The sequence below is a fragment of the Neisseria animaloris genome (genome assembly GCF_900637855.1).
GTDB lineage: Bacteria > Pseudomonadota > Gammaproteobacteria > Burkholderiales > Neisseriaceae > Neisseria > Neisseria animaloris.
Genome location: NZ_LR134440.1, coordinates 347254 through 370829, shown reverse-complemented (window position 1 = coordinate 370829; position 23576 = coordinate 347254). Strand labels below are relative to the sequence as shown.

The 23576-nt window shown below is 51.8% G+C and carries 18 protein-coding genes; 8 read left to right on the top strand and 10 right to left on the bottom strand.

The features are described 5' to 3' along the window. Nucleotides 1–15: 15 nt before the first annotated feature. The 3 genes from EL216_RS01725 to EL216_RS01715 form a co-directional block, all read right to left on the bottom strand. Complete coding sequence (locus EL216_RS01725; protein WP_085389761.1) at nt 16–438, bottom strand: gamma-butyrobetaine hydroxylase-like domain-containing protein; 423 nt, start codon at nt 436–438, stop codon at nt 16–18. 143 nt (nt 439–581) lie between these two features. Further along, nucleotides 582–3269 carry a M16 family metallopeptidase gene (locus tag EL216_RS01720; RefSeq protein WP_085389760.1) on the bottom strand — a complete coding sequence of 896 codons (2688 nt, stop codon included), beginning with the start codon at nt 3267–3269 and terminating at the stop codon, nt 582–584. 179 nt (nt 3270–3448) lie between these two features. Continuing rightward, nucleotides 3449–3877: a TOBE domain-containing protein gene (locus EL216_RS01715; protein WP_085389759.1), complete on the bottom strand. Its 429-nt coding sequence runs from the start codon at nt 3875–3877 to the stop codon at nt 3449–3451. Between the two features lie 442 nt (nt 3878–4319). Between EL216_RS01715 and EL216_RS01710 the strand changes: the two genes are divergently transcribed. The 3 genes from EL216_RS01710 (at nt 4320) to EL216_RS01700 (ending at nt 10125) form a co-directional block, all read left to right on the top strand. Next, entirely contained in the window at nt 4320–7997 is a 3678-nt protein-coding gene (locus tag EL216_RS01710; protein ID WP_085389758.1) for a nitrate reductase subunit alpha, read from the top strand. A gap of 466 nt (nt 7998–8463) precedes the next feature. Continuing rightward, nucleotides 8464–9369, top strand: a complete 906-nt coding sequence (locus tag EL216_RS01705) for a LysR family transcriptional regulator (protein ID WP_197720438.1) — start codon at nt 8464–8466, stop codon at nt 9367–9369. Nucleotides 9370–9573: 204 nt separating this feature from the next. Beyond that, nucleotides 9574–10125: a YceI family protein gene (locus tag EL216_RS01700; RefSeq protein WP_232005274.1), complete on the top strand. Its 552-nt coding sequence runs from the start codon at nt 9574–9576 to the stop codon at nt 10123–10125. 358 nt (nt 10126–10483) lie between these two features. Here the strand turns inward: EL216_RS01700 and EL216_RS01695 are convergent, their stop codons facing one another. The 7 genes from EL216_RS01695 to EL216_RS01665 all read right to left on the bottom strand — a co-directional run bounded on the left by EL216_RS01695 (nt 10484) and on the right by EL216_RS01665 (nt 17958). After that, a complete protein-coding gene (locus EL216_RS01695) occupies nt 10484–12085 on the bottom strand; it encodes an MFS transporter (RefSeq protein WP_085389754.1) in 1602 nt (533 codons plus the stop codon). 360 nt (nt 12086–12445) lie between these two features. Next, nucleotides 12446–13345 carry a pirin family protein gene (locus EL216_RS01690; protein ID WP_085389753.1) on the bottom strand — a complete coding sequence of 300 codons (900 nt, stop codon included), beginning with the start codon at nt 13343–13345 and terminating at the stop codon, nt 12446–12448. Nucleotides 13346–13505: 160 nt separating this feature from the next. After that, entirely contained in the window at nt 13506–15395 is a 1890-nt protein-coding gene (locus EL216_RS01685; protein WP_232005255.1) for an amidohydrolase, read from the bottom strand. A gap of 3 nt (nt 15396–15398) precedes the next feature. Next, the gene (locus EL216_RS01680; protein WP_085389752.1) at nt 15399–15620 is read right to left on the bottom strand and encodes a DUF1427 family protein; all 222 of its coding nucleotides are present in this window, start codon (nt 15618–15620) and stop codon (nt 15399–15401) included. Nucleotides 15621–15706: 86 nt separating this feature from the next. Beyond that, complete coding sequence (locus EL216_RS01675; RefSeq protein ID WP_004284753.1) at nt 15707–16390, bottom strand: hydrolase; 684 nt, start codon at nt 16388–16390, stop codon at nt 15707–15709. A gap of 130 nt (nt 16391–16520) precedes the next feature. Then, nucleotides 16521–17129 (bottom strand): nitroreductase family protein, encoded by a 609-nt coding sequence (locus tag EL216_RS01670; RefSeq protein WP_085389751.1) that lies wholly within the window; start codon nt 17127–17129, stop codon nt 16521–16523. Between the two features lie 91 nt (nt 17130–17220). Next, nucleotides 17221–17958, bottom strand: coding sequence for a pirin family protein (locus EL216_RS01665; protein ID WP_085389750.1), 738 nt, complete (start codon nt 17956–17958; stop codon nt 17221–17223). Nucleotides 17959–18648: 690 nt separating this feature from the next. Here EL216_RS01665 and narH point away from each other — a divergent pair. The 5 genes from narH (at nt 18649) to trpD (ending at nt 23504) form a co-directional block, all read left to right on the top strand. Then, on the top strand, nt 18649–20208 hold the full coding sequence (narH, locus tag EL216_RS01660) for a nitrate reductase subunit beta (protein WP_085389749.1): 1560 nt from the start codon (nt 18649–18651) through the stop codon (nt 20206–20208). Then, entirely contained in the window at nt 20208–20876 is a 669-nt protein-coding gene (narJ, locus tag EL216_RS01655) for a nitrate reductase molybdenum cofactor assembly chaperone (protein WP_085389748.1), read from the top strand. Before narH ends, narJ begins: the two co-directional genes overlap by 1 nt. 2 nt (nt 20877–20878) lie before the next feature. Continuing rightward, the gene (narI, locus tag EL216_RS01650) at nt 20879–21562 is read left to right on the top strand and encodes a respiratory nitrate reductase subunit gamma (RefSeq protein ID WP_085389747.1); all 684 of its coding nucleotides are present in this window, start codon (nt 20879–20881) and stop codon (nt 21560–21562) included. 247 nt (nt 21563–21809) lie between these two features. Next, nucleotides 21810–22394 (top strand): aminodeoxychorismate/anthranilate synthase component II, encoded by a 585-nt coding sequence (locus EL216_RS01645; protein WP_085389746.1) that lies wholly within the window; start codon nt 21810–21812, stop codon nt 22392–22394. A 75-nt stretch (nt 22395–22469) separates the two neighbouring features. Further along, a complete protein-coding gene (trpD, locus tag EL216_RS01640; RefSeq protein WP_085389745.1) occupies nt 22470–23504 on the top strand; it encodes an anthranilate phosphoribosyltransferase in 1035 nt (344 codons plus the stop codon). The last annotated feature ends 72 nt before the right edge of the window (nt 23505–23576 follow it).

The following is a 23576-nucleotide window of genomic DNA, read 5'->3' as shown; positions in this document are numbered from 1 at the left end:
CTTTCCATGTAATCTTTAATGTTTTCCGCAACCGCCCGAACCGCACAAATGCTTTGCATTCAGGGCTTCCGTATCATCGGTTGCGGGAATCCGCGATGCACCTGCGGCTTCGATTCTGCATAAATAATCCGACCACATTGTATCGTATCCGTAGGCGAGTTGATACAGATAATCCCAATCGTAAAGCCCGCTGTCGTGGCCGTCTGAAAAAACGATTTTGAGGGCATATTGCCCTACCGGTTCCAAGCCCGTAATGGTTACATCGGCTTTACCGGTTTGCAATACTTCTTGACCGGGCGCATGGCCGCGCACTTCCGCACTGGGTGAGTAAACACGCAAAAACTCGGCGGGCAGGCTTCGGGAAAAATCGTCGTATACCAAAGTCAATGCGGCACGGCTGTTTTGCAGGCGGATTTCATGGGGAATTTCATATTTCATTGCAATGCCTTTTCCTTGGCCGGAAATGTGTACAGGCACCCTCCGGCTCGGAACGGTATTTTAACAGCTTAAAAGGCCGTCTGAAAAAATGTTTCAGGCGGCCTTTTCCATGTTGCCATCGGGTCGTTTGAAAGCAACTGCGGTTATTTTTGCGGATCGATCAAAAGTGCTCTTGCGTTTTGCTCCGACCATAAAAGTTTGGCGGTTTGCCGCAATCGGGTTTGGATAATCGTGCGGTGCAGTTCGGGCAAACGACCGAGGTAACGGGCATCTCCGTAATGCCTGTGGCTGGCGGCGAGCCGTTCCAGCCAGACTTCGGGGTTTTGGCGGCGTTTGGCTTCCTGTTCGATAAACAGCCGCTGTAAATTGTATGCTTCAGTTTTGCTGATGTTTTCGGGCAGCCTCGTTAAAACCTGCTGGGCGGCCTGCCATGCTTCGGCAGCCCGTTCGGGCGTGGTGCTGAAAAACAAATTGCTTTCCACCCTGTTATGCGAAGGCTGCGGCATAGCGGTGAATTTTACACCGTACGCGCTTTGGCGGCGGCTGCGCAATTCGTCTTTCAAACGGGCATTGGCAAGGTTGACCAGCAGCGGAATCTGCTCGGAAGTATCCGGTGTCCAATCATAAAAAGCCTGCCATGACCACGCGTTGACGTCGGTGCCGTCAGTATCGTTAATCGGTGCGCGACGCAAGGTCGCACCTTCTTGCAGCGCAGGCACGCTATGAACGGCTGTGCTACGCGGAATGTCCGCCAAATATTGTGCCAGCAGTGTTTTGATTTTTTCAGACGGCATATTGCTGACGATGTAATAATTCACCGGAGAAGAAACGAGTTTTTGCCATTGGTTCAGCAATTCGCCGCGGTCGAGTGCGCGGATTTCATCACCGTTTGCCGGCCGGCTTTCCGGAACGCCGAAGCGAAGCTGCTCCAGCTCCAATTCTTGCCTGCCGGGAACGGATTGCAGATAAATAGGCAGTTTTACGGCTTCGGCTTCCAAAGTTTCCTGCCAGTTGTCGGTTGTCGGAGCGGTTTGGCGGCTACGGTAAAGTTGCAGCAGCTTTTCAAAGCCGGCTTGCGGCACTTGCGCACCGGTAATCTGCTTGTCGCCGCTTAATTGGTAAGCAAATTTTATGCCCTGCTGTTGCTGCCATTGCTTGAGTTGCGTCGCTGTAAAGCCTGCGGGAGCAGAGTTCGCAATAATTTTTGCCGCCAATTGCGCCTGCCATGCGTTCACGCCGCTATGCAGATAACCCGTTTCGCTAACAGCTTTGAAATAGAGCTTGCCGTTTGCCGAGGGATGTTGCAGCAATACGGCTTTATCTCCGTTTTCAAACTGAAGATAGCTTACTTTATTATCGCTGTCATAACCTTCGAAAACGATTCTGCCCTGTCCTTTGTGAACGGCAAAAAACGGCTTGCCGATAACAGGCTGCGTTGCTGCTTTCAATTTGCCTGCGGGTAAAGGATTGATGTTCGGCGGCACGGGCTTTTCCGAGTTTGATGCTTGGATAATCAACAGCTTATCGTCTGCATTCAACCATTCGCCGATGCGCTTGTTTACGGCGGCGACGTTGATGCGGTAAAGCTGGCCGCGCTCGGTTTTGCGATTTTCTACAGTGGGCAGCGGTTTGCCATTCAGCAGGATATTATCGACAAGAAGAACAGTTTGATTGAGATCGTCCGCCAAACCGGTCGGTTTCGTATTGCCGTGCAATATTTTGCGGTAGGCCGCAACTTCTTCGTCGGTAGCAGGTTGCTGCAAAATGTGTTGGTGCAGCTCCCGCAGATTGTCAGTTGCAGCTGCATGCCGGTTCAGGGCGGCATCCATATAGAAGCCGAGCGAACCGGTTTTTTTACCGATATTGCCGGATTTCAACGACACCGGCTGTCCTGATTGTTCGATGCGCCGATGGATGATATATGCGGCAAAGTTGTCCAGCAGCCGCTGGTAGTATCCTTCGGTATTATTGCTTTGAGACAAAGCATTGCCGAAACGGAAAACCAAAGTGATTTTGTGGTCGGTATTGTCTTTATCGCGCACATACCCGGTATGCCAGCCGGTTTTCAAGACAGGCTCGTATTCCTCAAGGCGGCGCTCCGGCAACGGAATCGGTTTCAGACGGCCTAATGAAGTTTCTATGGCGGTTGCGGTTTTTTCAGGATCAATATCGCCCATCACCACCAGCACGGCATTGTTGCTGCCGTACCATTTTTGCCGGAAGGCATCGATAGCTTCAATTCGGGCATTTTCAATGGCTGTTTTGCTGCCGATCGGCGCATAACGGGCCTGGCGCGAACCGCTGTATAACAAAGCGTGTTCCTGCCTTTTCAGACGGCCTTCAAGCGTTTGCTGTTGCCGCCATTCGCTCAAGATAACCTGTTTTTCTTTTGTCCAGTCTGCCGGAGAGAAACTGCGTGGAGAAAGAATTTGACGGTAAACGGCCAAAGCGTTGCCAAGCTGTTTTTTTCCTTGAGGAGGAGTGAGCAGGTAACGGGTGAAATAATAACCGGTTTGAGCATTGTAATGCCGGCCGAGCTGCCAACCCTGCCCGTTGAGCGCATCGGACAAACCGGAAGGGAAATCGGGTGCGCTTTGAAAAACCATATGCTCGACGATATGCGCCAACCCTTCTTCTTCCTCGTTTTCGTCCGCTGCGCCGACATTGACCTGCAAACGCAATACCAACCTTTTGTCCGCCGAAGGAACGTGAAAAATATGATACGCCAAACCGTTGGCGAGCTTGCCTTGTATGTGGGCGGTTTCTCCCGCGTGCACAAACAGTGTGGCGGAGACAACCGACATTATCAGAATCAGGCGGATGAATAACATGGTGTAATGTGAAAGCCGTTATTTTTATTAAACGGCATTATGCCTTGTTTTATCCGTTATGAATACCGTCTATCTTGCTATTTTTGCAGACTTTAAATCGGATGAGGCCGTCTGAAAAAAGATTTTCAGACGGCCTGTTTTACTTGAATTTAAATTGTAATCCGCCGGATGGCTATGATTTAAGCCAACACCCCTAAAATCACACTGTTGGCTTTAAACAAAACCGTGGCACGTTGGCCGGGATGCAAATCGAGTTGTTCGGTGCTTTGCATGGTAATGCCTGCGGTAACAACGACACCATTACCCAAATCAACCGTAACAACCGAATTTACCACACCGCGCTCAATACTGCTGATGATGCCGTTTAATTGGTTGCGGGCAGAAAGTTTGATATGTTCCAGATCGGTTGCAATAATGATGTTGGTCGATTTGATTAGCGCAACAACCGGGCTGCCTTCTTTAAGAGCCAGATTTTCGCAACTTTCGCAAGTGATTATGGCGGTTAATTCGTGTCCGCTCGGCAAACTGATAATGACTTCGTTGTTTACGGCACCTTGTTTGATCCTTTTTACAGTGCCTGCCAATTGGTTGCGTGCGCTGGTTTTCATGATAGGTTATTCCCTTTTCGAATAAATAAATGTCGGAATTGGAAGCAGATAGCGGGAATGATTGTAAAACTTGCCGAATTAATCGTACAAGGCTGTTTTTGCACCTTCACATTTTGCTTCATCTGCTTTTTCCGATTTATCTAAAACTGTCTATACCCATGATTCCAAAAGGCTTCTTTATGAAACTTTGGACTGTGTCTGCCTTTAAAAAATTTTTAATTCTGGCAGCATGACACAAGAACTAATTACAAAGAACTATACCGCCCATTCTAAAGAATTACATCCCCTGCTCTTTCGGGCAATTCTTCCCTTGTTCTAATGCTTTGTGGCAGGACTCTTTTGAAGCATATTTTTTGACATACGGCTGCTTTATATTGTCAAGTATCCGAAAAAGGTTTTAAAAACAGCCTTAGCACCATAAAGCATAAGTGAGGAACACTCCATGAGCCACTTTTTAGACCGTCTGAAATTTTTCAGCCAAAAACACGAACCGTTTGCCAACGGGCACGGGGTGGTAACCGAAGAAGACCGTAAGTGGGAAAATGCCTACCGCAGCCGCTGGCAGCACGACAAGGTGGTGCGTTCCACCCACGGCGTAAACTGTACCGGCTCGTGCAGCTGGAAGGTGTATGTGAAAAACGGCCTGATTACATGGGAAACCCAACAGACCGACTATCCGCGCACCCGCCCCGATTTACCCAACCACGAACCGCGGGGCTGCCCGCGCGGGGCTTCGTACAGCTGGTATGTGTATTCCGCCCAACGAGTGAAATATCCGATGATACGCGGCGTGTTGGCGGAAATGTGGCGCGAGGCGCGCAAAACCATGCAGCCTGTCGAGGCATGGGCTTATATCGTTGAAGACGAAGCACGGGCCAAATCGTTCAAAACCCAGCGCGGTTTGGGCGGGTTTGTGCGCTCTACTTGGGAAGAAGCCAATGAACTGGTGGCGGCCGCCAATGCTTACACCGTTAAAAACTACGGCCCCGACCGGGTCATCGGCTTCTCGCCGATTCCTGCCATGTCGATGGTGAGCTATGCCGCCGGTGTACGTTATCTCAGCCTGATGGGCGGTGTGGCGATGTCGTTCTACGATTGGTATTGCGACTTACCGCCTGCCAGCCCGCAAATTTGGGGCGAGCAAACCGACGTGGCCGAGTCTGCCGACTGGTACAACTCGAATTATCTGATGGTATGGGGTTCCAACGTGCCGATGACGCGCACGCCCGATGCCCACTTCTACACCGAAGTGCGCTACAAAGGCACCAAAACCGTGGCGGTTTCTTCCGATTTCAGCGAGATGGCGAAATTCGGCGATATTTGGTTGGCGCCGAGACAAGGCACCGATGCGGCTTTGGCAATGGCGATGGGACACGTTATCCTTAAAGAATTTCATGTCGAGAACCCGTCTCCTTACTTTACCGACTATATCCGCCGTTTAACCGATATGCCGATTTTGGTACACCTTGAGCAGGAAGGCAGCGGTTATGCACCCAAATATTTCCTGCGTGCGTCCGAATTGGACGGGAACTTCGGCGAAAACGACAATCCCGATTGGAAAACGCTGGCTTGGGACGAGCTTTCAGACGGCCTGATGGTACCCAACGGTTCTATCGGTTTCCGTTGGGACGGCAGCGGTAAATGGAATTTGGAAACGCAGGCTCAAGGCAATGAAGTGCGTGCCGCGCTGTCGCTGAAAAACCGTTCGGACGAAGTGGTGGAAGTCGGCTTCACCTATTTCGGCGGCGAGCACGACGAAGTGATTTACCGCAAAGTGCCTGCCAAACGCATTCCTTTGGCCGACGGCAAAAGCGCATTGGTGGCGACCGTATTCGATCTGATGGTGGCCAACTACGGTGTGGACAACGGCTTGGGCTGCGAAAATTGTGCCAAAGATTATTTCGATGACAAGCCTTATACTCCCGCATGGCAGGAAAAACACACCGGCGTGAAACCCGAATTGGTGATTCAGGTAGCCCGCGAGTTCGCCCAAAACGCCCACGATACCGAAGGCCGCAGCATGGTGATTGTCGGTGCAGGTTTGAACCACTGGTACCACATGGATATGGCGTATCGCGGCATCATCAATATGTTGATGATGTGCGGTGCCATTGGAAAATCCGGCGGCGGCTGGTGTCACTATGTCGGTCAAGAAAAGCTGCGCCCGCAAAGCGGCTGGATTCCGCTGACCTTCGCGACCGACTGGCACCGTCCGCCGCGCCAGATGAACAGCACCTCGTTCTTCTACGCCCATACCAGCCAATGGCGGCATGAAAAAGTAGCCGTAGATGAAATTCTCGCGCCTAATGCCGACGGCAGCATGGGTAAGCTCTCGATGATCGATTACAACGCCAAAGCCGAACGCATGGGTTGGCTGCCGAGCGCACCGCAATTGGGCGCAAACCCCTTGGATATTGTCGATCAGGCCGAAGCTGCCGGTGTCGATCCCGCCCAATATGTGGCAGGCCGTCTGAAAGACGGTACGCTGGATATGGCGTGTAACGACCCGGACAACCCGCAAAACTTCCCGCGCAACCTGTTTGTGTGGCGTTCCAACCTGCTCGGTTCTTCCGGCAAAGGGCACGAGTATTTCCTCAAATATCTGCTGGGCACGCAAAACGCCGTGTTGAGCGACGAAAACGACGAAGAGTGCATCAAGCCGTCTGAAATCAAGGTTCGCCCCGCGGCAGAAGGCAAACTCGATTTGCTCGTGGTGCTCGATTTCCGCATGTCCACCACCTGCTTGTACGGCGATATCGTGCTGCCTACCGCCACATGGTATGAAAAAGACGACCTCAACACCTCGGATATGCATCCGTTTATCCACCCGCTCACCGAGGCCGTACAACCGCTGTGGCAAAGCAAAACCGACTGGGAAATCTATAAAGGCTTTGCCAAAAAATTCAGCGAAATCGCCAAAGACTATATCGGCGTGCGCAAAGACATCGTACTTACCCCGCTGATGCACGACAGCCCGCAGGAACTCGGCCAGCCGTTCGACCCGAAAGACTGGAAACACGGCGAATGCGACCCGATTCCCGGCAAAACCATGCCCGCCATGACCGTGGTGGAACGAGATTACGGCGCGATTTACGAAAAATTCACTTCCGTCGGCCCCTTGTTGGAAAAAGTGAACAACAACGGTAAAGGCATGGCTTGGGATACCAAGCACGAAGTCGAATTTTTACGCAAACTCAACGGCGTGCAAGCAAGCGGCGCAGGCAAAGGCCAGCCGAAAATCGAAACCGCCATCGATGCCTGCGAAATGGTGCTGACCCTCGCGCCCGAAACCAACGGCCACGTTGCCAAAAAAGCATGGCAAGCCTTGGGCAAAGCCACCGGCCGCGACCATACCCACCTGATTAACAGCAGCGAACACACCGCCATCCGTTTCCGCGACATCGTTGCCCAGCCGCGCAAAATCGTTACCTCGCCGATTTGGTCTGGCGTGGAAAGCGAAGAAGTGTGCTACAACGCCGGCTACACCAACGTACACGAACTCATCCCGTGGCGCACCATTACCGGCCGCCAGCAGTTCTACCAAGACCACAAATGGATGCGCGATTTCGGCGAACACCTGTGCGTGTACAAACCCGCCGTAGACTTTAAAACCACCAAGAAACTTTTGGGCAAATACCCCAACGGCAATAAGGAAATCACCCTTAACTTCCTCACGCCGCACCAAAAATGGGGCATCCACAGCACCTATTCGGAAAACCTGCGTATGCTCACCCTTTCGCGCGGCGGCCCGCATGTGTGGATTTCCGAAATTGATGCCAAAAAAGCCGGTATCGTCGATAACGACTGGGTAGAAGTGTTCAACGCCAACGGCACGATTGCCTGCCGCGCCGTTGTCAGCCAGCGTATTCCCGAAACCATGATCCTGATGTACCACGCACAGGAAAAAATCGTCCACACTCCGGCGGGCGAGGTTTCCAAAAAACGCGGCGGCATCCATAACTCCGTCACCCGCGCCATTCTGAAACCCACCCACATGATCGGCGGCTACGCCCAACTGGCCTACGGTTTCAACTACTACGGCACGGTAGGCTCCAACCGCGACGAATGGGTGATTGTGCGCAAGATGAGCAAAGTGGATTGGATGGATACACCTGTGTAACTCATCAGGCCGTCTGAAAAGTTAGTAATAAAAAATTATGCCTGTCTGAAAGCTCTCTTTCAGACAGGCATTTTTTAAAAATAATTACAATAGAAATATTTAAGATAATAAGATATTGTTTATATCCAATAGACCCCAACAGCATAGGGAAACGGTAATTTTACAAGCTTTATGCTGTTTGTTTGCGTTGAATTCCATCCCTACCGAATTAAATGCCACGATTCCATATACCGTCTGATTTAACGGTGAAATTTAGAAAGAAATTGCTACCACATGTTCTGAAAACATTCACTGCTTCAACGGTAAAACAACCATTTTCAAATAATTATTTTCATATAAAAATCAATACGACTCTTCTTGTTCTCTACAAAAAACGATTGAAAGCCCGAACAACATCAAGTAGCAAAGTTCTAATTCGATAATCTGTATAATCTCCCCACCCTACCCCTTAACTTAAGGAACAATTTTGGATACTTTTTTAAGCATGAAAGTTTTTCGCCAAGTTATTGAAAATGGAAGCTTTACCAAAGCAGCGGAGCGTATGGATTTGTCTCCGGCGATGGTCAGCAAACATGTGCGCCATTTGGAAAGCAGCATTGGGGCAAAGCTGTTGCTGCGCAATACCCGTAGTTTGAGCTTAACGGAAGCGGGAACCGAGTACTACCGCCAATGCGCTTATGCTTTGGATACGTTGGATCAAGCGGCACAGAAAGCGGCTTCAGGCGTGGAACAGGCTCAGGGTTTGCTGCGGTTGACGGCACCGGTATGGTTCGCTTCCTCGCAATTCGCACAATGGTTGACCGAATATTCCGAACAGTATCCCGATATTACGTTGGAAGTGGTTTTAGACAACCGTCACAAAGATTTGGTAGGCGACGGCTTCGATCTTGCGCTGCGTGCATCCGATGAACCTGCTCCGTCTCTGATTGTACGCAGGCTCGGCACAGTCAATATGCTGCTGTGTGCTTCGGCAACTTTTATCGAGCGTTACGGTCTACCCGAAACCTTGGAACAAGCGGCGGCCTCTCCTGCCGTTTTGCCGGGATATGTCGATATGCGGGTGCGTACGCTCCGGCATCTTAAAAGCGGTGAAAGTGAAGAGTTGCGCCTCAAGCCGGTGTTTACCAGTAACAACAGCGTAATGGTTTATCAGATGATTTTAGCGGGGCGCGGTATCGGTTACGGGCCCGACTGCTTGATTTGCGACGATTTGGCCAAAGGCAAGCTGGTTCGGCTGCTGCCCGATTATTCGATGCCTTCCCACCCGCTTTATGCAGCTTATGCCGACCGCCAATACTTGAGTGCGAAAGTTCGCAGTTTTATTGATTTCATCAGCGGTAAACTCGGCCAGCCTAATCCATTTCTTCGGTAAAACTGCAACTGAGAAAGCTTGAAACAGCCTGAAAACATATGGCAAACCGTCTTTTTTCCTTTACGGCATTACTGCTCTTTGGCTGCAATACCTTATATCGAAAAAATAATTTAATTTACTATGCCTTGATTCATTTTCAAGTTTAGTTACAATAAAATTTCTTTCCAACACCAAGCGAATCGGAGCGCATTATGAAAAAAAATCATTTCCGCTGTGTTTTTAAGCGCATTGGCTACGACTGCCGGCGCAGCGACTTATCAGATTGACGGCCATCACACCAATGCCCGTTTCGGTATCGACCATTTCAATACCAGCACCAACGTCGGCGGTTTTTACAATTTGAGCGGTACTCTGGAGTTCGATCCCGCCAAACGCACCGGTTCGATAGACTTGAGCATTCCTGTGAACTCCATTCAAACCGGCAGTCAAGAGTTTACCAATCACCTGAAATCGGCCGACTTATTCAATGCGGCCAAATACCCCGAAATCCGCTTTACCTCAACCAAGTTTAATTTCAACGGCAAAAAACTGTTGTCGGTTGACGGCAAGCTCACTATGCTGGGCAAAACCCATCCGGTTAAGCTCAAAGCACAAAAATTCAACTGCTACGACAGCCCGATTCTCAAAACCCAAGTTTGCGGCGGCGATTTCACCACCACCATCGACCGCACCAAATGGGACATCAATTATCTGGTTGATGCCGGTATGACCAAACAGGTCGCACTGACCATCCAAATCGAAGCCGGCAAGAAATAACGGTTAATCATTCCGAAAAAAGAATGCCTGCAACATGTTGCAGGCATTCTTTTTTTTATATTTATATCCGTAATCAAACAACACTCTGATACAAGATATATAGTTAATCAACACATTTTTAATACAAGGCAGCAAGCCGCAGACAGTACAAATAGTACGGAACCGATTCTGTTGCCGCTTCAGCGGCTTACACAATCGTTCTCTTTGAGCTAAGGCGCAGCAACGCAGTAGTAAAATTTAAGTTGATCCACTATATATATAAACTTTACCGTGTTACCAAATGTAGCTTTCAGACGGCCTCGAAAGCCTTTTATTGCTTTTGAGGCCGTCTGAAAAAACGAATAGATAATAGGTTTGATTATTTACCGCAAGAAACGAAGTGACGCACTTGCGGCGGTGTTTCGCCTTGGTGGAAGCGTTTTACTGCGTTTTGCAGGTTGGCGTCGGTTTTAGAAACGCGTTTGTGCTGGCGCAAGTGTTCCGCCCACGATTCGACCAAGAACCATTCGAGCATCATGGAAGGATCGGCGGTGTCTTCGCTCACGCCCCATTGGTAGGCTCCGTCGCGGTGGCGTTCGGCCGAAAGCGCGGTAATGGCGCGGATAAACGCTTCGCGGTCTTCGAGGCGGATGCGGTATTCGATTTGAATCAGCACCGGCCCGCGGTCGTTGGCAGGGCGAGATACGGTGAGCGGTTCGGGCCAATGGTTAGACGGGCTTAAGTCGTTTTCGCCTTGCGGCAGTTTGATGCGGTGCGCTACCAATGCGGAAACCACCAATGCCACCGCACCTGCAAGCAAGGTCAAGGGGATGCCGATAAGGCTGGCAACGCTGCCCCATAACAAGCTGCCGGCAGTCATGGCGCCGTTGAATACGGTGAGGTAAACCGCCAACGAGCGGCCGCGCACCCAGTTGGGCAGAATGCTTTGTGCCACGCCGTTGAGTGTGGTTAAAGCGGTAATCCACGACGCGCCGAGCAACAACAATACCACCACCGCCAACCATTTGGGCGGTGCGGCGGCCAAAACGGCCATCACGGCAGCGGTTACGCCTGCGGCCAAAAGCAGTAGGCCGTCGGCACTCAAACGGCTGCGCAAGCGCGGCATGATCACGGCACCGAGAATCGCGCCCGCGCCTACCGCACCCAGCAAGATGCCGTAAAAGCCCGCACTACCGTTGAGAAGTTGTCGTGCCACCAAAGGTAGCAAAGCCCAAACCGAGCTGGCGATGGCAAAGAAGACAAAGGCACGCAGCAAAACGATGTGCAGCTCGCGGCTGGCACGCACATAGCGCAATCCGGCACGGAACGCCCCGCCGAATTGTTCGGAAAGCTCGTCGCGTTGGGTTTTAGGGCGTTTCCACCACAGTAATGCGCTGATCACAAACACATAGCTCAATACGTCGGCACCGTAGGCGAAAGCCGCACCCGCTCCGGCCAAAATCAAACCGCCGAGTGCGGGGCCGATGGCGCGGGCAATGTTTACGCCGAGAGAGTTCAAAGCTACGGCGTTTTTCAAATCTTTTTTATCAACCAGTTCCGGTACGATGGCCTGCCAAGTCGGCCCCATCAGTGCGGCACCGATACCGCCGAGGAAGGTGAGCGCAATCAGCGAGGCAACCGACTGCATACCGCTTGCCGAGAGCAGCATCAGTCCGGCGCTGACACCGGCGAGCAGAATCTGAATGCCGATTAAGAATTTGCGGCGGTCGAGAATATCGGAAAGCACGCCGGCGGGAATGGCTAGCAGAAACACCGGCAGAGTGGCGGCGGCTTGCACCATGGCAACGGCGGCAGGCGAAGGCGATAAATCGGTCATCAGCCACGAGCTGGCAACATCGCGGATAAAGCTGCCGGTGTTGCCTAAAATGGTGGCTATCCATAACACGACAAACAAAGTTTGCCGTAACGGGGCGAAGCTGCTGCCGGAAGTTTCGGCGGCAGACGGACGGTGTTGGGTCATATATGTTGTTCCTTTGGTTCCGTAATGTGGGGAAAGCTGTTCAGACGGCCTGAGACCTTTGCCGGCTTGCTGTTTATATCGTTAAACCACTTTGAATCAACTGACTAAAAATAAAATAAAAGACAGGTTTGCACGACACTAAAGCTACTCATCAGTTTGTATGGCGGCGGTGTTTTTTCGGCTCAATCCGTTTGGATACCATGAGGCCGTCTGAAAAAACAAACATCGTGTGTGCACAGCTGTACGGCTTTGTGCGGTGCAAGGATAAAAGCACAAACCGGCCCGCTTCGGTTTATGAGGCGGGATGTTGTGCCTGAATCCTGCGGTTTCCGGCAGCAGGCTGCCGTGCGGTTTTGCCGGTTAGCGCAAATGGTCGGGCGCTTCCGGAGAAGGCAGACGGCTGAGTTTGCTGCCGGATAAATCGATATCGCCGAAACGCGGGTGGCCGCTGTTCCAATCGGCAACGGCACGGCGGAGCGAATCGGGGTTGTCAGCTACGAAATTCCACCAAAACAGGGTCGGGTGCGGCAAAGGTTCGCCGCCAAGCAGCATGATATGTGTTCCTGCTTCGGCCTGAATGCGGATAACGCCGTCTGTATTGCCGTTGGTGAATACCATCATTTCATCGGCGGTCGCGCGTAAGCCGTCGGCTTCTACGCTGCCGGCGAGTACGAGGATGCCGTATTCCCAGCCTGAGTGGGCGGGTATTTCCAAAGTACGGGCCGTCTGAAAACGGATATCCACGCCGACCAGCGGGCTGAATTGTTTGGTCGGCGCAGTATGGCCGCCGTAGCTGCCGGTGGTTAAGATGTAATCGACACCGTTTTCGTGCCATTCGGGCAGTTCGGGATAGTGTTGGAAATCGGGTTCGATTTCCTGATGGGTCGGCAAGGCAATCCACAATTGAACGGCATGCAGGGTGTTGATGCCTTCGGGGGTTTGCTCGGTATGGCTGATGCCGCGCGTGTCGCCCGTGCCGGCAGTCATCAAGTTGACCTGCTTGGGACGGATCAGTTGGCGGTAGCCGAGGCTGTCTTGATGCCACACTTCGCCTTCCAGCATCCAAGTGAAGGTTTGCAGATTGGTGTGCGGGTGCGCGCCTACCTGCATACCGTCTTCGTCCGCACCGAATTCGGCGGGGCCGGCATGGTCGAGAAAACACCATGCGCCGATGGTACGGCGTTTGCCCTGCGGCAACAGGCGGGCAACAGGAATACCGCCGACATCTTTGATTTTGGCAGGAAGTTTTTCTGTGTTCATATCAGGGTTCCTTTGTGTGTTTATATCCGGTTGGCACGACAGCTTATAACCAACCGACTATCGTGCTGCGGGGCGCAACGTTCAAGCAAGGATTGGTGATAAGCCGTTTGCCAAATGCGGTTACGGATACGGAAAGTCATCCGTATCCGTTCGGGCGTTTTCAGACGGCCCAGCACGAGCAGCCGAGTGCGCCGAAGAAACCTTGCAGGTCTGAAACGGGTGCCGACGATGCCCATGCGCGGGCATGATCGTGGCCGTGCAGACCGCACGCGCTGGCGCAACTGCATGAAGCGATGGCTTGTTGGCGCAGCGGTGCGAGCGAGTTTTTACCGGCACCTTCGGGGTCGCCCCATGCGCCGTAGCCGCGGTATTTGTGTACCGGCGACCAATCGGGCATGGCAGGCGGCGGCGGGGTGTCCAAATCAGAGAAGCTGCCTGCGCCGTAAACGACACGACCGCCCACCACGGTCAGATCCGAGGTTAAGAACGGGATTTCGTCTTCCGGCACGCTGAAAAAGTCTTTGCTCGGCACCATCATGTCGGCCAAATGGCCTACTTCGATGCGGCCGCGCTTGCCGACTTCGTTGGAGAACCATGCCACATTTTCCGTCCACATGCGCAAAGCGGTTTCGCGGTCGAGCAAATTGGCTTGCGGATAGAGTTTCATACCGCCAACGGTTTTGCCGCTGATCAACCAAGACAAGGATACCCACGGATTGTAAGAAGCCACACGGGTGGCATCGGTACCGGCCGACACTTTCACGCCGCTTTCGAGAATGCGTTTCACCGGCGGTGTGTTAGCCGCGGCAGCCGTGCCGTAGCGTTCGGCAAAGTATTCGCCTTGATAGGCCATGCGGTGCTGCACGGCAATACCGCCACCCAGCTCGGCAATGCGGTCGATGGATTTTTGCGATACGGTTTCGGCATGGTCGAAGAACCAGTTGATGCCTTCCAGCGGAATATCGCGGTTAACCTTTTCAAATACATCCAAGGCACGGGTAATGGTTTCATCATAAGTCGCGTGCATGCGCCACGGCCATTTGTTTTGCGCCAGAATGCGCACCACTTCTTCCAATTCGCCTTCCATTTCGGGCGGCATCTCGGGGCGGGGCTGGCGGAAATCTTCAAAGTCGGCGGCAGAAAATACCAACATCTCGCCGGCGCCGTTGTGGCGGAAATAATCATCGCCCTGTTTGTAGGTCACCGAAGAAGTCCATTTGAGGAAGTCTTCTTTTTCCTCTTTCGGTTTTTGCGTGAAGAGGTTATAGGCGATGCGTACGGTGAGTTGGTTTTCTTCGGCCAGCTTGCGGATCACTTCGTAATCGTCGGGATAATTTTGGAAGCCGCCGCCGGCATCAATCACACCGGTTACGCCCAAACGGTTCAGCTCACGCATGAAATGGCGGGTGGAGTTGACTTGGTAATCAAACGGCAGTTTGGGGCCTTTTGCCAAAGTCGAATACAGAATCATGGCATTCGGTTTGGCCAGCAACAGGCCGGTGGGGTTGCCTTTCGAATCGCGTTTGATTTCGCCTCCGGGCGGTTCGGGGGTGTCTTTGGTGTAGCCGACGGCGCGTAATGCGGCTGCATTGAGCAAAGCACGGTCGTATAAATGCAGGATGAACACCGGCGTATCGGGCGCAACCGCATTGATTTCTTCAATAGTGGGCAGGCGTTTTTCGATGAATTGGTGCTCGGTAAAACCGCCGACCACGCGAACCCATTGCGGCGCAGGCGTAATATCGACTTGTGCTTTGAGCATGGCCATGGCATCGGCCAGCGAACGTACGCCGTCCCAACGCAGTTCCATGTTGTAATTGAGGCCGCCGCGGATGATATGGGTGTGGTTGTCGAAAAGGCCGGGTAAAACGCTGCGGCCTTGCAGGTCGATGCGGCGGGTATTCTCGCCCGCCATCGCTAAAATTTCGCTGTTGCTGCCGACTGCGGCAAATTTTCCGTCGGCAACGGCAACGGCTTGGGCAACCGGCTTGGAGCGGTCTAAAGTCGTAAATTCGCCGTTATAGAAAATTGTGTCGATTTGTGTCGTCATCATTTACTCCTTATTGTGATTCTGGTCTTGTGAGTGTGCGGTTTGGGAGATAGATGTTTGCGGAGAAAAAAATTGTTTGGAGAGCGGAATTATTTGTTCGCCCAGCAACATGCCCAAAAGCCCTAGCAAGGCCACAACGGGCGGTGCGGGGGAGCGTACATTAAGCAGGTAGTAAATCACACCAACCAATATTCCGGCTCCGAAAGAAAACACATACAACTTCATAAATATCCCTTAATGGGCAGATTAAACAGCAAAGGTGTGATTTTGATGCAAACCACACCTTCGCATTAACAACAGTAAATCAGCGTTTACTTGGCAGGGTTAGGGCCGATACGTTCGCCGTGTTGCACGCGCTCGGGTGCTTTGTGAACCATAGTGTAGGCGTAATCCACACCCATGCCGTATGCGCCGGAATGTTCTTTAACGATATCCAATACGGCATCGTAGGTTTCTTTACGGGCCCAGTCACGTTGCCATTCGAGCAAAACTTGTTGCCAAGTTACGGGAATAATGCCCGCTTGAATCATGCGCTGCATAGCGTATTCGTGTGCTTCTACCGTTGTGCCGCCTGATGCATCTGCCACCATGTAGATATCATAGTTGCCTTCGGCAGCGGCAGCCAGAGCAAAGCCCAAGTTACATACTTCTGTCCACAAGCCTGCTACGATAACTTTTTTACGGCCGTTTGCAGCCAAAGCATCACGCACGTTTTGGTCGTCCCAAGAGTTCATTGAAGTGCGCTCGAGAATTTTGTTCTCGGGGAATACGCTCAACAATTCAGGATAAGTGTGGCCGGAAAAGCCTTCGGTTTCAACAGTAGTGATGATGGTGGGGATGTTGAATACTTTAGCTGATTTGGCCAATGCAACCACATTGTTTTTCAGGGTTTGACGGTCGATAGATTGTACGCCGAAGGCCATTTGCGGCTGGTGGTCGATGAAAATCAGCTGGCTGTTTTCAGGGGTTAACAAGTCTAAAAATTTGTTTGACATGACGATTCTCCATGTATCGTTAATAGGATTTTCAGGCAATAAAAAAGCGGCAGATTCCAGGCTTGGGGCCTATCTGAATTTGCCGCGTTATTGCACGGTTTATTCAGGCTGTGGTTCAACCCGAAAATAATTACAGGCCGTAAACTTTCAGGCGGTCTTCTGCGGGAGCAAAAGATTTATCGCCTGCAGGCTCGGTGATGCCGCCGAATACGAGCTGGGCGCTCATTTTCCAGTTGGCCGGCAGATTCCAAGTTTTAGCCACTTCGGCATCAATAATCGGGGTGTAGTGTTGCAGGTTGGCACCTACGTTTACCGCAGCCAGCGCAGTCCAAATAGCGTATTGGCTCATGGCATCGCTGTGACCTGCCCATACGGGGAAACCGGCGGCATAAGCAGGGAACTGCTCTTGCAGGCCTTTAACAACATTTTCATCTTCAAAGAACAACACGCTGCCGGCAGCCGCTTTAAACATGTTCAGTTTGTCTTCGGTAGCTTGGAAGTTTTCGGCAGGAACGATCTTGCGCAGTTCGGCAATGGTGATGTCCCACAGTTTTTCATGTTCGGCACCGAATAACACAACGAAACGGGTAGATTGCGAGTTGAACGCAGACGGTGTGTGTTTTACGGCGTGCTCAACGATTTTTACTACTTCTTCTTTGTTTACGGGCAGATTTTTGTTCAGCGCGTAAACAGAACGGCGGTTCTCAGCAGCTTGCTGCAAAGTTTGTACAACAGACATTGTGGTTTCCTTTATTTCAGGTTGGCTAGAGGGCTGCCCGAGATTTTTCAGGCAGCTAAAAAGTTTGGATAACATTTTACTCCGATTTCCGTTAGTGTAACTGGTTGATATTGGCTTCCACATCCATCGGTACGTCCATCAACAGGATTTCCGCATCGCCCAAAGCCTCTACGTCAAAGCCGTCGGTTTCCCACAAGCCCAAGCCGTCGCGCTCGCCCAACTCGATACCGCCTACTTTGGCTTTACCTTTAATCACAAATACATACACGCCGTTGCCTTCGCGTTTTACATCGTAACGCTTTTGGGTGCCTTCTGAAAAACGTGCCAGCGAAAACCAAGCGTTTTGGTGAATCCACACGCCTGCGTCATCAGCATTGGGAGACAGGATTTGCTGGAAGTCGTCGGGTTTGGCTTCGTTGGCAATCGTGATTTGCTGATAGCGGGGCGCTACGTTGTTTTTGCGGGGCAACACCCAAATTTGCAGGAATTTCACAGCTTGGTCGCGGTTGGCGTTCATTTCGCTGTGGGTAACGCCGGTGCCGGCCGACATAACCTGCACATCACCGTTTTTGATGATGCTGCCGTTGCCCATGCTGTCGCGGTGGGCCAAATCGCCGCTCAAGGGCACGGAAATGATTTCCATGTCGCGGTGCGGGTGGGTGCCGAAGCCTTGGCCGCCTTCTACAAAATCATCATTAATCACACGCAGCACGCCGAAGCCCATGCGCTCGGGGTCGTAATAGTTGGCGAAGCTGAAAGTGTGTGCGCTTTTCAGCCAACCGTGATTGGCAAAGCCGCGTGAATCGGCCGGATGGTATATAGTTTGCATTTTATCTTTCCTTTAATTTAATTACTATTGTTAATATAACGATTTGCTATGGAGTGAATTATAGGGATAAATTTTGTCGGGAAAAAGACACGGATGATAAATTGATTATCAACCCATAGTAAACAATAGTTCAAAACATTAAGATGCTGGATAACTGTTGTGAAAATATACCATCCAAAAGAATTAGAAAAATATTTCTTTTTAATTAATAGGTTGAAACGTTGATTTAAAATTTTGACCGCCTGATAAACCGTTTTTGAACGGTTTCTTATCTTTGGGCTGATGAAATGCACCTCGATTGCCGGTATCGCCCACGATATTTCCCAACTGATTTAGAACACCGCAATATTCCCACCGAATACATCAATGATTATGCATGTATTAGGCCGTCTGAAAAGCCGTTTAAAGTTTTTCAGACGGCCTCTTTAATCAGCATTGCCACTTTCTCCTCATCCGCCATACTTCTAAATAACTATCTCAATACCCCCTTTCAGCCAGCCGCCATACATTCCTTTGCTGCCTTTATTTGCGCTTTCGGCGCATATTTTTATTGCGTGCCATCCACTAAGCTTCTATCTGTGAAAAAGTTTTACAACAACGACAGCAACCACTTGACGAAGCTGTTGTTCAGACGGCCTTGGGGCCTGTTAGAGAGGCCGTCTGAACAGCCAAACCAAAAGGAACACCATCATGAAAATCAGAGCACAAGTCGGCATGGTTCTGAACTTAGACAAATGTATCGGCTGCCACACCTGCTCCGTTACCTGTAAAAACGTGTGGACTTCGCGCGACGGCGTGGAATATGCGTGGTTCAACAACGTGGAAACCAAGCCCGGCATCGGATTTCCGAAAAATTGGGAAGACCAAAATAAATGGAACGGCGGCTGGGTGCGCAAGCCCGACGGCAAGCTGGTGCCCAAGCAGGGCGGCAAGTTGAAGATTTTGGCAAATATTTTTGCCAACCCGAATATGCCGAAAATCGACGACTACTACGAGCCGTTTACCTACGACTACGAGCATCTGCAAAACGCGCCGAAAATGCCGACGCCGCCGACCGCGCGTCCGATTTCCGTGCTCACGGGCAAAAAAATGGACAAGGTGGAATGGGGTCCGAACTGGGAAGACGATTTGGCGGGCGAGTTTGAGAAGCGGGCGAAAGACGTGCTGTTTGAAGGCATTCAGAAAGACATGCACGCCGCGTTTGAGCAAACCTTCATGATGTATTTGCCGCGCCTGTGCGAACATTGTTTGAACCCGACCTGTGTGGCTTCCTGCCCGTCCGGTAGTATTTACAAGCGCGAAGACGACGGCATCGTGTTGATCGACCAAGACAAATGCCGCGGCTGGCGCATGTGCGTATCCGGCTGCCCCTACAAAAAAATCTACTACAACTGGACTTCGGGCAAGGCCGAAAAATGCACGTTCTGCTACCCGCGTATCGAAGGCGGCCAGCCGACCGTGTGTTCCGAAACCTGCGTAGGCCGCATCCGTTATTTGGGCGTGCTGCTGTATGACGCAGACAAAATCGAACAGGCCGCTTCGGTAGCCAACCCGCAGGATTTATACGAACAGCAATTGGGCGTGTTCTTGAATCCGCACGACCCTGAAGTGCAACGAGAAGCCTTGAAACAGGGCATCAGCCAAAGCTGGATTGATGCGGCCAAACAATCGCCGGTGTACAAAATGGCGATGGAGTGGAAAGTGGCATTCCCGCTGCACCCCGAATACCGCACTTTGCCGATGGTTTGGTATATCCCGCCTTTATCGCCGATTCAGTCTGCCATCGAAAACGGTTTGGTGGGCGAAAACGGCATCATTCCGAGTGTGGACGAAATGCGTATTCCGTTGCGCTATCTGGCCAATCTGCTCACCGCCGGCAAAGTGGAACCGATTAAATTCGCGCTGGAGCGCATGATTGCCATGCGCCGTTTCAAACGCGGTCAAGTGGTACACGGCGAAACGCCGGAGGAAACGCTGGCAGGCACCGGCCTCACGCCCGAAATGGTGGAAGACATGTATCAAATTATGGCGATTGCTAATTATGAAGACCGCTTTGTGATTCCGACTTCGCACAAAGAAATGGTGGAAAACAGCTTTGAAGACAAATCGAGCTGCGGCTTCACTTTCGGCAACGGCTGTTCCGGAGGCGGCGAAGAAAACTTGTTCGGCAAACGCAAAGGCACACCGATTATCTTCCACGGCCTGCGTAAAGATGCCGAGAAAAACCGCGAAGAAGAAGGAGTCCACTGATGGGCGCGAATCCTGTTTATCAGTGGTTTTCCGCGCTGCTGTGCTACCCCGAGGCCGAGCTGATTGAGGCCTTGCCCGAATTTCAGACGGCCTTGCAAGAATGGCCGGAGCTACAAGCACAAGCAGGCCGTCTGAACAGCTTTTTGGGTTACCTGAACAGCCACAGCCTGCGCGAATTGCAGGAACGCTACGTCGCCACCTTCGACCGCAACCGTAACCACGCGCTCTATCTCTTCGAGCATGTGTACGGCGAAGACCGCGACCGCGGCAGCGCCATGGTGGACTTACTGCAAGAATACCGCAGCCGCGGTTTCGAGTTGGGCAACGACGAGCTGCCCGATTACCTGCCCGTGCTGCTGGAATATTTAAGCCAAGTGCCGTCTGAACACGCGCAAAAGCTGCTCGGCGATGCCGTTCATGTGGTGGCCCACATCGGCGGCAAACTCGAGAAAAGCGGTTCCCCTTACGCCGTATTGCTGCAAGGCATTACCGCACTCAGCCCGGTGGCACCGCGCCCGCTGGTCGAGCCGCCCGTGCGCGATATGGACGAAGCGATGGAAACGTTCGGCCCCGACATTTCCGGCACCGAGCCGCTGCTAAAACCCCGCATAGAAACCGTACAGTTTTATCCTAAAGCCGCTTTTCAGACGGCCACAAAAGGAGCGTAAACATGAACACCCTGCATCAATTTTTTTTCGGCATTTTCCCCTACATAGCCTTGGCGATTTTCTTTTTCGGCAGCCTGGTGCGCTTCGACCGCGAACAATATTCGTGGAAAAGCGAATCCAGCCAAATCCTGTATGAAGGCCAATTGCGTTTGGGCAACATTCTGTTTCACGTCGGCATTTTGGCCGTGTTTTTCGGGCATTTGTTCGGCCTGCTCACGCCTTTATGGTTTTGGGACGCGCTGGGCATTTCGCACGGAGCCAAGCAGATTTTTGCGATGATAATGGGCGGTATCTTCGGCGTGATGGCGATGGTCGGTTTGGTTATCCTGCTGCAACGCCGTCTGAAATGCGACCGCTTGGCCGCCAACAGCACTTGGCGCGACAAATTGGTACTGATTTGGCTCATCATCACTTTAGGCTTGGGCTTGCTGACCATCTTCGTGAGCATGGGGCATACCGATGGCCACGAAATGGTAAAACTGATGACTTGGGCGCAGCACATCGTTACCTTCCGCGGTAATGCCGCCGACTATATCGAAGACGTGAACTTCCTGTTCAAACTGCATATGGTCATGGGTATGAGCTTGTTTGTGATTTTCCCCTTCACCCGCTTGGTGCATGTGTGGAGCGGCTTCGCAAGCGTCGCCTACCTCGGCCGTGCGTGGCAGTTGGTCCGCCGCCGTTAATAAAGTGAATATTTAAGAGGCCGTCTGAAAGCATTTTCAGACGGCCTCTTCCTTCTGGGTTGATACAACCTTGCTATGCAGTTCTTATCCGTCGACTTTTTTCCGTGCACTAAAGACTGTATCACGTTATCCGCAAAAGCAGCATTTATCAGTGATCCCGAAAATCTAAACAGCGTCCGATAATACCGTTATAATTCCCTTCTTTCAGACGGCCTCGTCCTCCACACACCATATAGGTTTATCCATCATGCTTTTAATGATCGACAACTACGACAGCTTCACCTACAACATCGTCCAGTATTTTGCCGAACTCGGCCAAGAAGTTGTGGTACGCCGCAATGATGACATCACCTTGGAAGAAATCGCAGCCCTCAAACCGCAATATCTCGTTATCGGCCCCGGCCCCTGTTCGCCCAAAGAAGCCGGCATTTCCATAGCAGCCATGCAACACTTTGCCGGCAAGCTGCCGATTATGGGCATTTGTTTGGGGCATCAAACCATAGGCGAAGCGTTCGGCGGCCATACCGTGAGGGCGCAAACGCTGATGCACGGCAAGGTTTCACCTGTTCTCCACCACAATTCGGGCATGTTCAAAGGTTTACCGAACCCTGTTACCTGTACCCGCTACCACAGCTTGGTTATCGACCGAGCCACCCTGCCCGCCTGCTTGGACATCACGGCATGGACGGAAGACGGCGAAATCATGGGAGTACGCCATAAAACTTATGCCGTTGAAGGCGTTCAATTCCACCCCGAAGCGCTGCTTACCGAGCACGGCCATGAAATGCTGGATAATTTCTTAAAAGAATTCCAACACTTCCAAGCGGCCTGATCTTTTATGACAGGCCGTCTGAAAAACGGAATTTTTCAGACGGCTCCCTATACCATATATAAAGGCGGAATACCAATGATTACCCCCCAGCAAGCCCTTGCCCGGCTGATTGACAACAACGAGCTTTTCTATGATGAAATGACCAGCCTGATGCGTCAGATTATGAGCGGCGAAGTCGCACCGGAGTTGGTGGCCGCCATTCTTACCGGTTTGCGCATCAAAGTGGAAAGCGTATCCGAAATCGCTGCGGCCGCCGGTGTCATGCGTGAATTTGCCGTTAAAGTGCCGGTGCTGAACAAACATAATTTAGTCGATATTGTCGGTACCGGAGGCGATGGGGCACATACTTTCAATATTTCCAGCACCGCCATGTTTGTGGCGGCGGCGGCAGGTGCGAAAGTGGCCAAACACGGCGGGCGTTCGGTTTCGTCTTCAAGCGGTTCCGCCGACATCATCGAACAGATGGGCGCATCGCTGGCTTTGTCGCCCGAACAAGTGGGGCAATGCATCGAAAACGTCGGCATCGGCTTTATGTTCGCCCCCAACCATCACAGCAGTATGCGCTATGTTGCCCCCGTACGAAAAAGCCTCGGTATCCGCACCATCTTCAACATTCTCGGCCCGCTCACCAACCCTGCTTCCGCCCCCAACCAGCTGCTCGGCGTGTTCCATATCGATTTGGTCGGCATCCTTTCCCGTGTGCTGCAACAGCTTGGCTCGCAACATGTTTTGGTGGTGCACGGCAGCGACGGTTTGGACGAAATCACCATCACGGGCACAACCCGCGTAGCCGAACTGAAAAACGGCTCCATCAGCGAATACGACATCCATCCGGAACAATTCGGCATTGCCGTGCGCAAAAATCTCGATGAAATCAAAGTGCAAAACAGCCAAGAATCACTGCTTAAAATGCAGAGCGTCTTAAACGGTGAACACGGTGCGGCCCGCGATATCGTGCTGCTTAATGCCGCTGCCGCCATTTATGCCGCAAACCTCACCGACTCCCTTTCAGACGGCCTCGAAGCGGCCCGCGAAGCACTTGATTCAGGGAAAGCCAAAGCAAAACAGGCCGAATTTATTTCCGCCAGCGGAAAGCTGGCCGAAGAATAAAAAAATCACGACAGGCCGCCTGCAACTTTTCAGACGGCCTCTATGCCAACAAAACCGTATCTTGTGTTTTTT

Excerpts from the sequence above, each read along its gene's own strand:
- EL216_RS01725 (WP_085389761.1), bottom strand. The coding sequence starts at position 438 with ATGAAATATGAAATTCCCCATGAAATCCGCCTGCAAAACAGCCGTGCC.
- EL216_RS01720 (WP_085389760.1), bottom strand. The coding sequence starts at position 3,269 with ATGTTATTCATCCGCCTGATTCTGATAATGTCGGTTGTCTCCGCCACA.
- EL216_RS01715 (WP_085389759.1), bottom strand. The coding sequence starts at position 3,877 with ATGAAAACCAGCGCACGCAACCAATTGGCAGGCACTGTAAAAAGGATC.
- EL216_RS01710 (WP_085389758.1), top strand. The coding sequence starts at position 4,320 with ATGAGCCACTTTTTAGACCGTCTGAAATTTTTCAGCCAAAAACACGAA.
- EL216_RS01695 (WP_085389754.1), bottom strand. The coding sequence starts at position 12,085 with ATGACCCAACACCGTCCGTCTGCCGCCGAAACTTCCGGCAGCAGCTTC.
- EL216_RS01690 (WP_085389753.1), bottom strand. The coding sequence starts at position 13,345 with ATGAACACAGAAAAACTTCCTGCCAAAATCAAAGATGTCGGCGGTATT.
- EL216_RS01685 (WP_232005255.1), bottom strand. The coding sequence starts at position 15,395 with ATGACGACACAAATCGACACAATTTTCTATAACGGCGAATTTACGACT.
- EL216_RS01680 (WP_085389752.1), bottom strand. The coding sequence starts at position 15,620 with ATGAAGTTGTATGTGTTTTCTTTCGGAGCCGGAATATTGGTTGGTGTG.
- EL216_RS01675 (WP_004284753.1), bottom strand. The coding sequence starts at position 16,390 with ATGTCAAACAAATTTTTAGACTTGTTAACCCCTGAAAACAGCCAGCTG.
- EL216_RS01670 (WP_085389751.1), bottom strand. The coding sequence starts at position 17,129 with ATGTCTGTTGTACAAACTTTGCAGCAAGCTGCTGAGAACCGCCGTTCT.
- EL216_RS01665 (WP_085389750.1), bottom strand. The coding sequence starts at position 17,958 with ATGCAAACTATATACCATCCGGCCGATTCACGCGGCTTTGCCAATCAC.
- narH (WP_085389749.1), top strand. The coding sequence starts at position 18,649 with ATGAAAATCAGAGCACAAGTCGGCATGGTTCTGAACTTAGACAAATGT.
- narJ (WP_085389748.1), top strand. The coding sequence starts at position 20,208 with ATGGGCGCGAATCCTGTTTATCAGTGGTTTTCCGCGCTGCTGTGCTAC.
- narI (WP_085389747.1), top strand. The coding sequence starts at position 20,879 with ATGAACACCCTGCATCAATTTTTTTTCGGCATTTTCCCCTACATAGCC.
- EL216_RS01645 (WP_085389746.1), top strand. The coding sequence starts at position 21,810 with ATGCTTTTAATGATCGACAACTACGACAGCTTCACCTACAACATCGTC.
- trpD (WP_085389745.1), top strand. The coding sequence starts at position 22,470 with ATGATTACCCCCCAGCAAGCCCTTGCCCGGCTGATTGACAACAACGAG.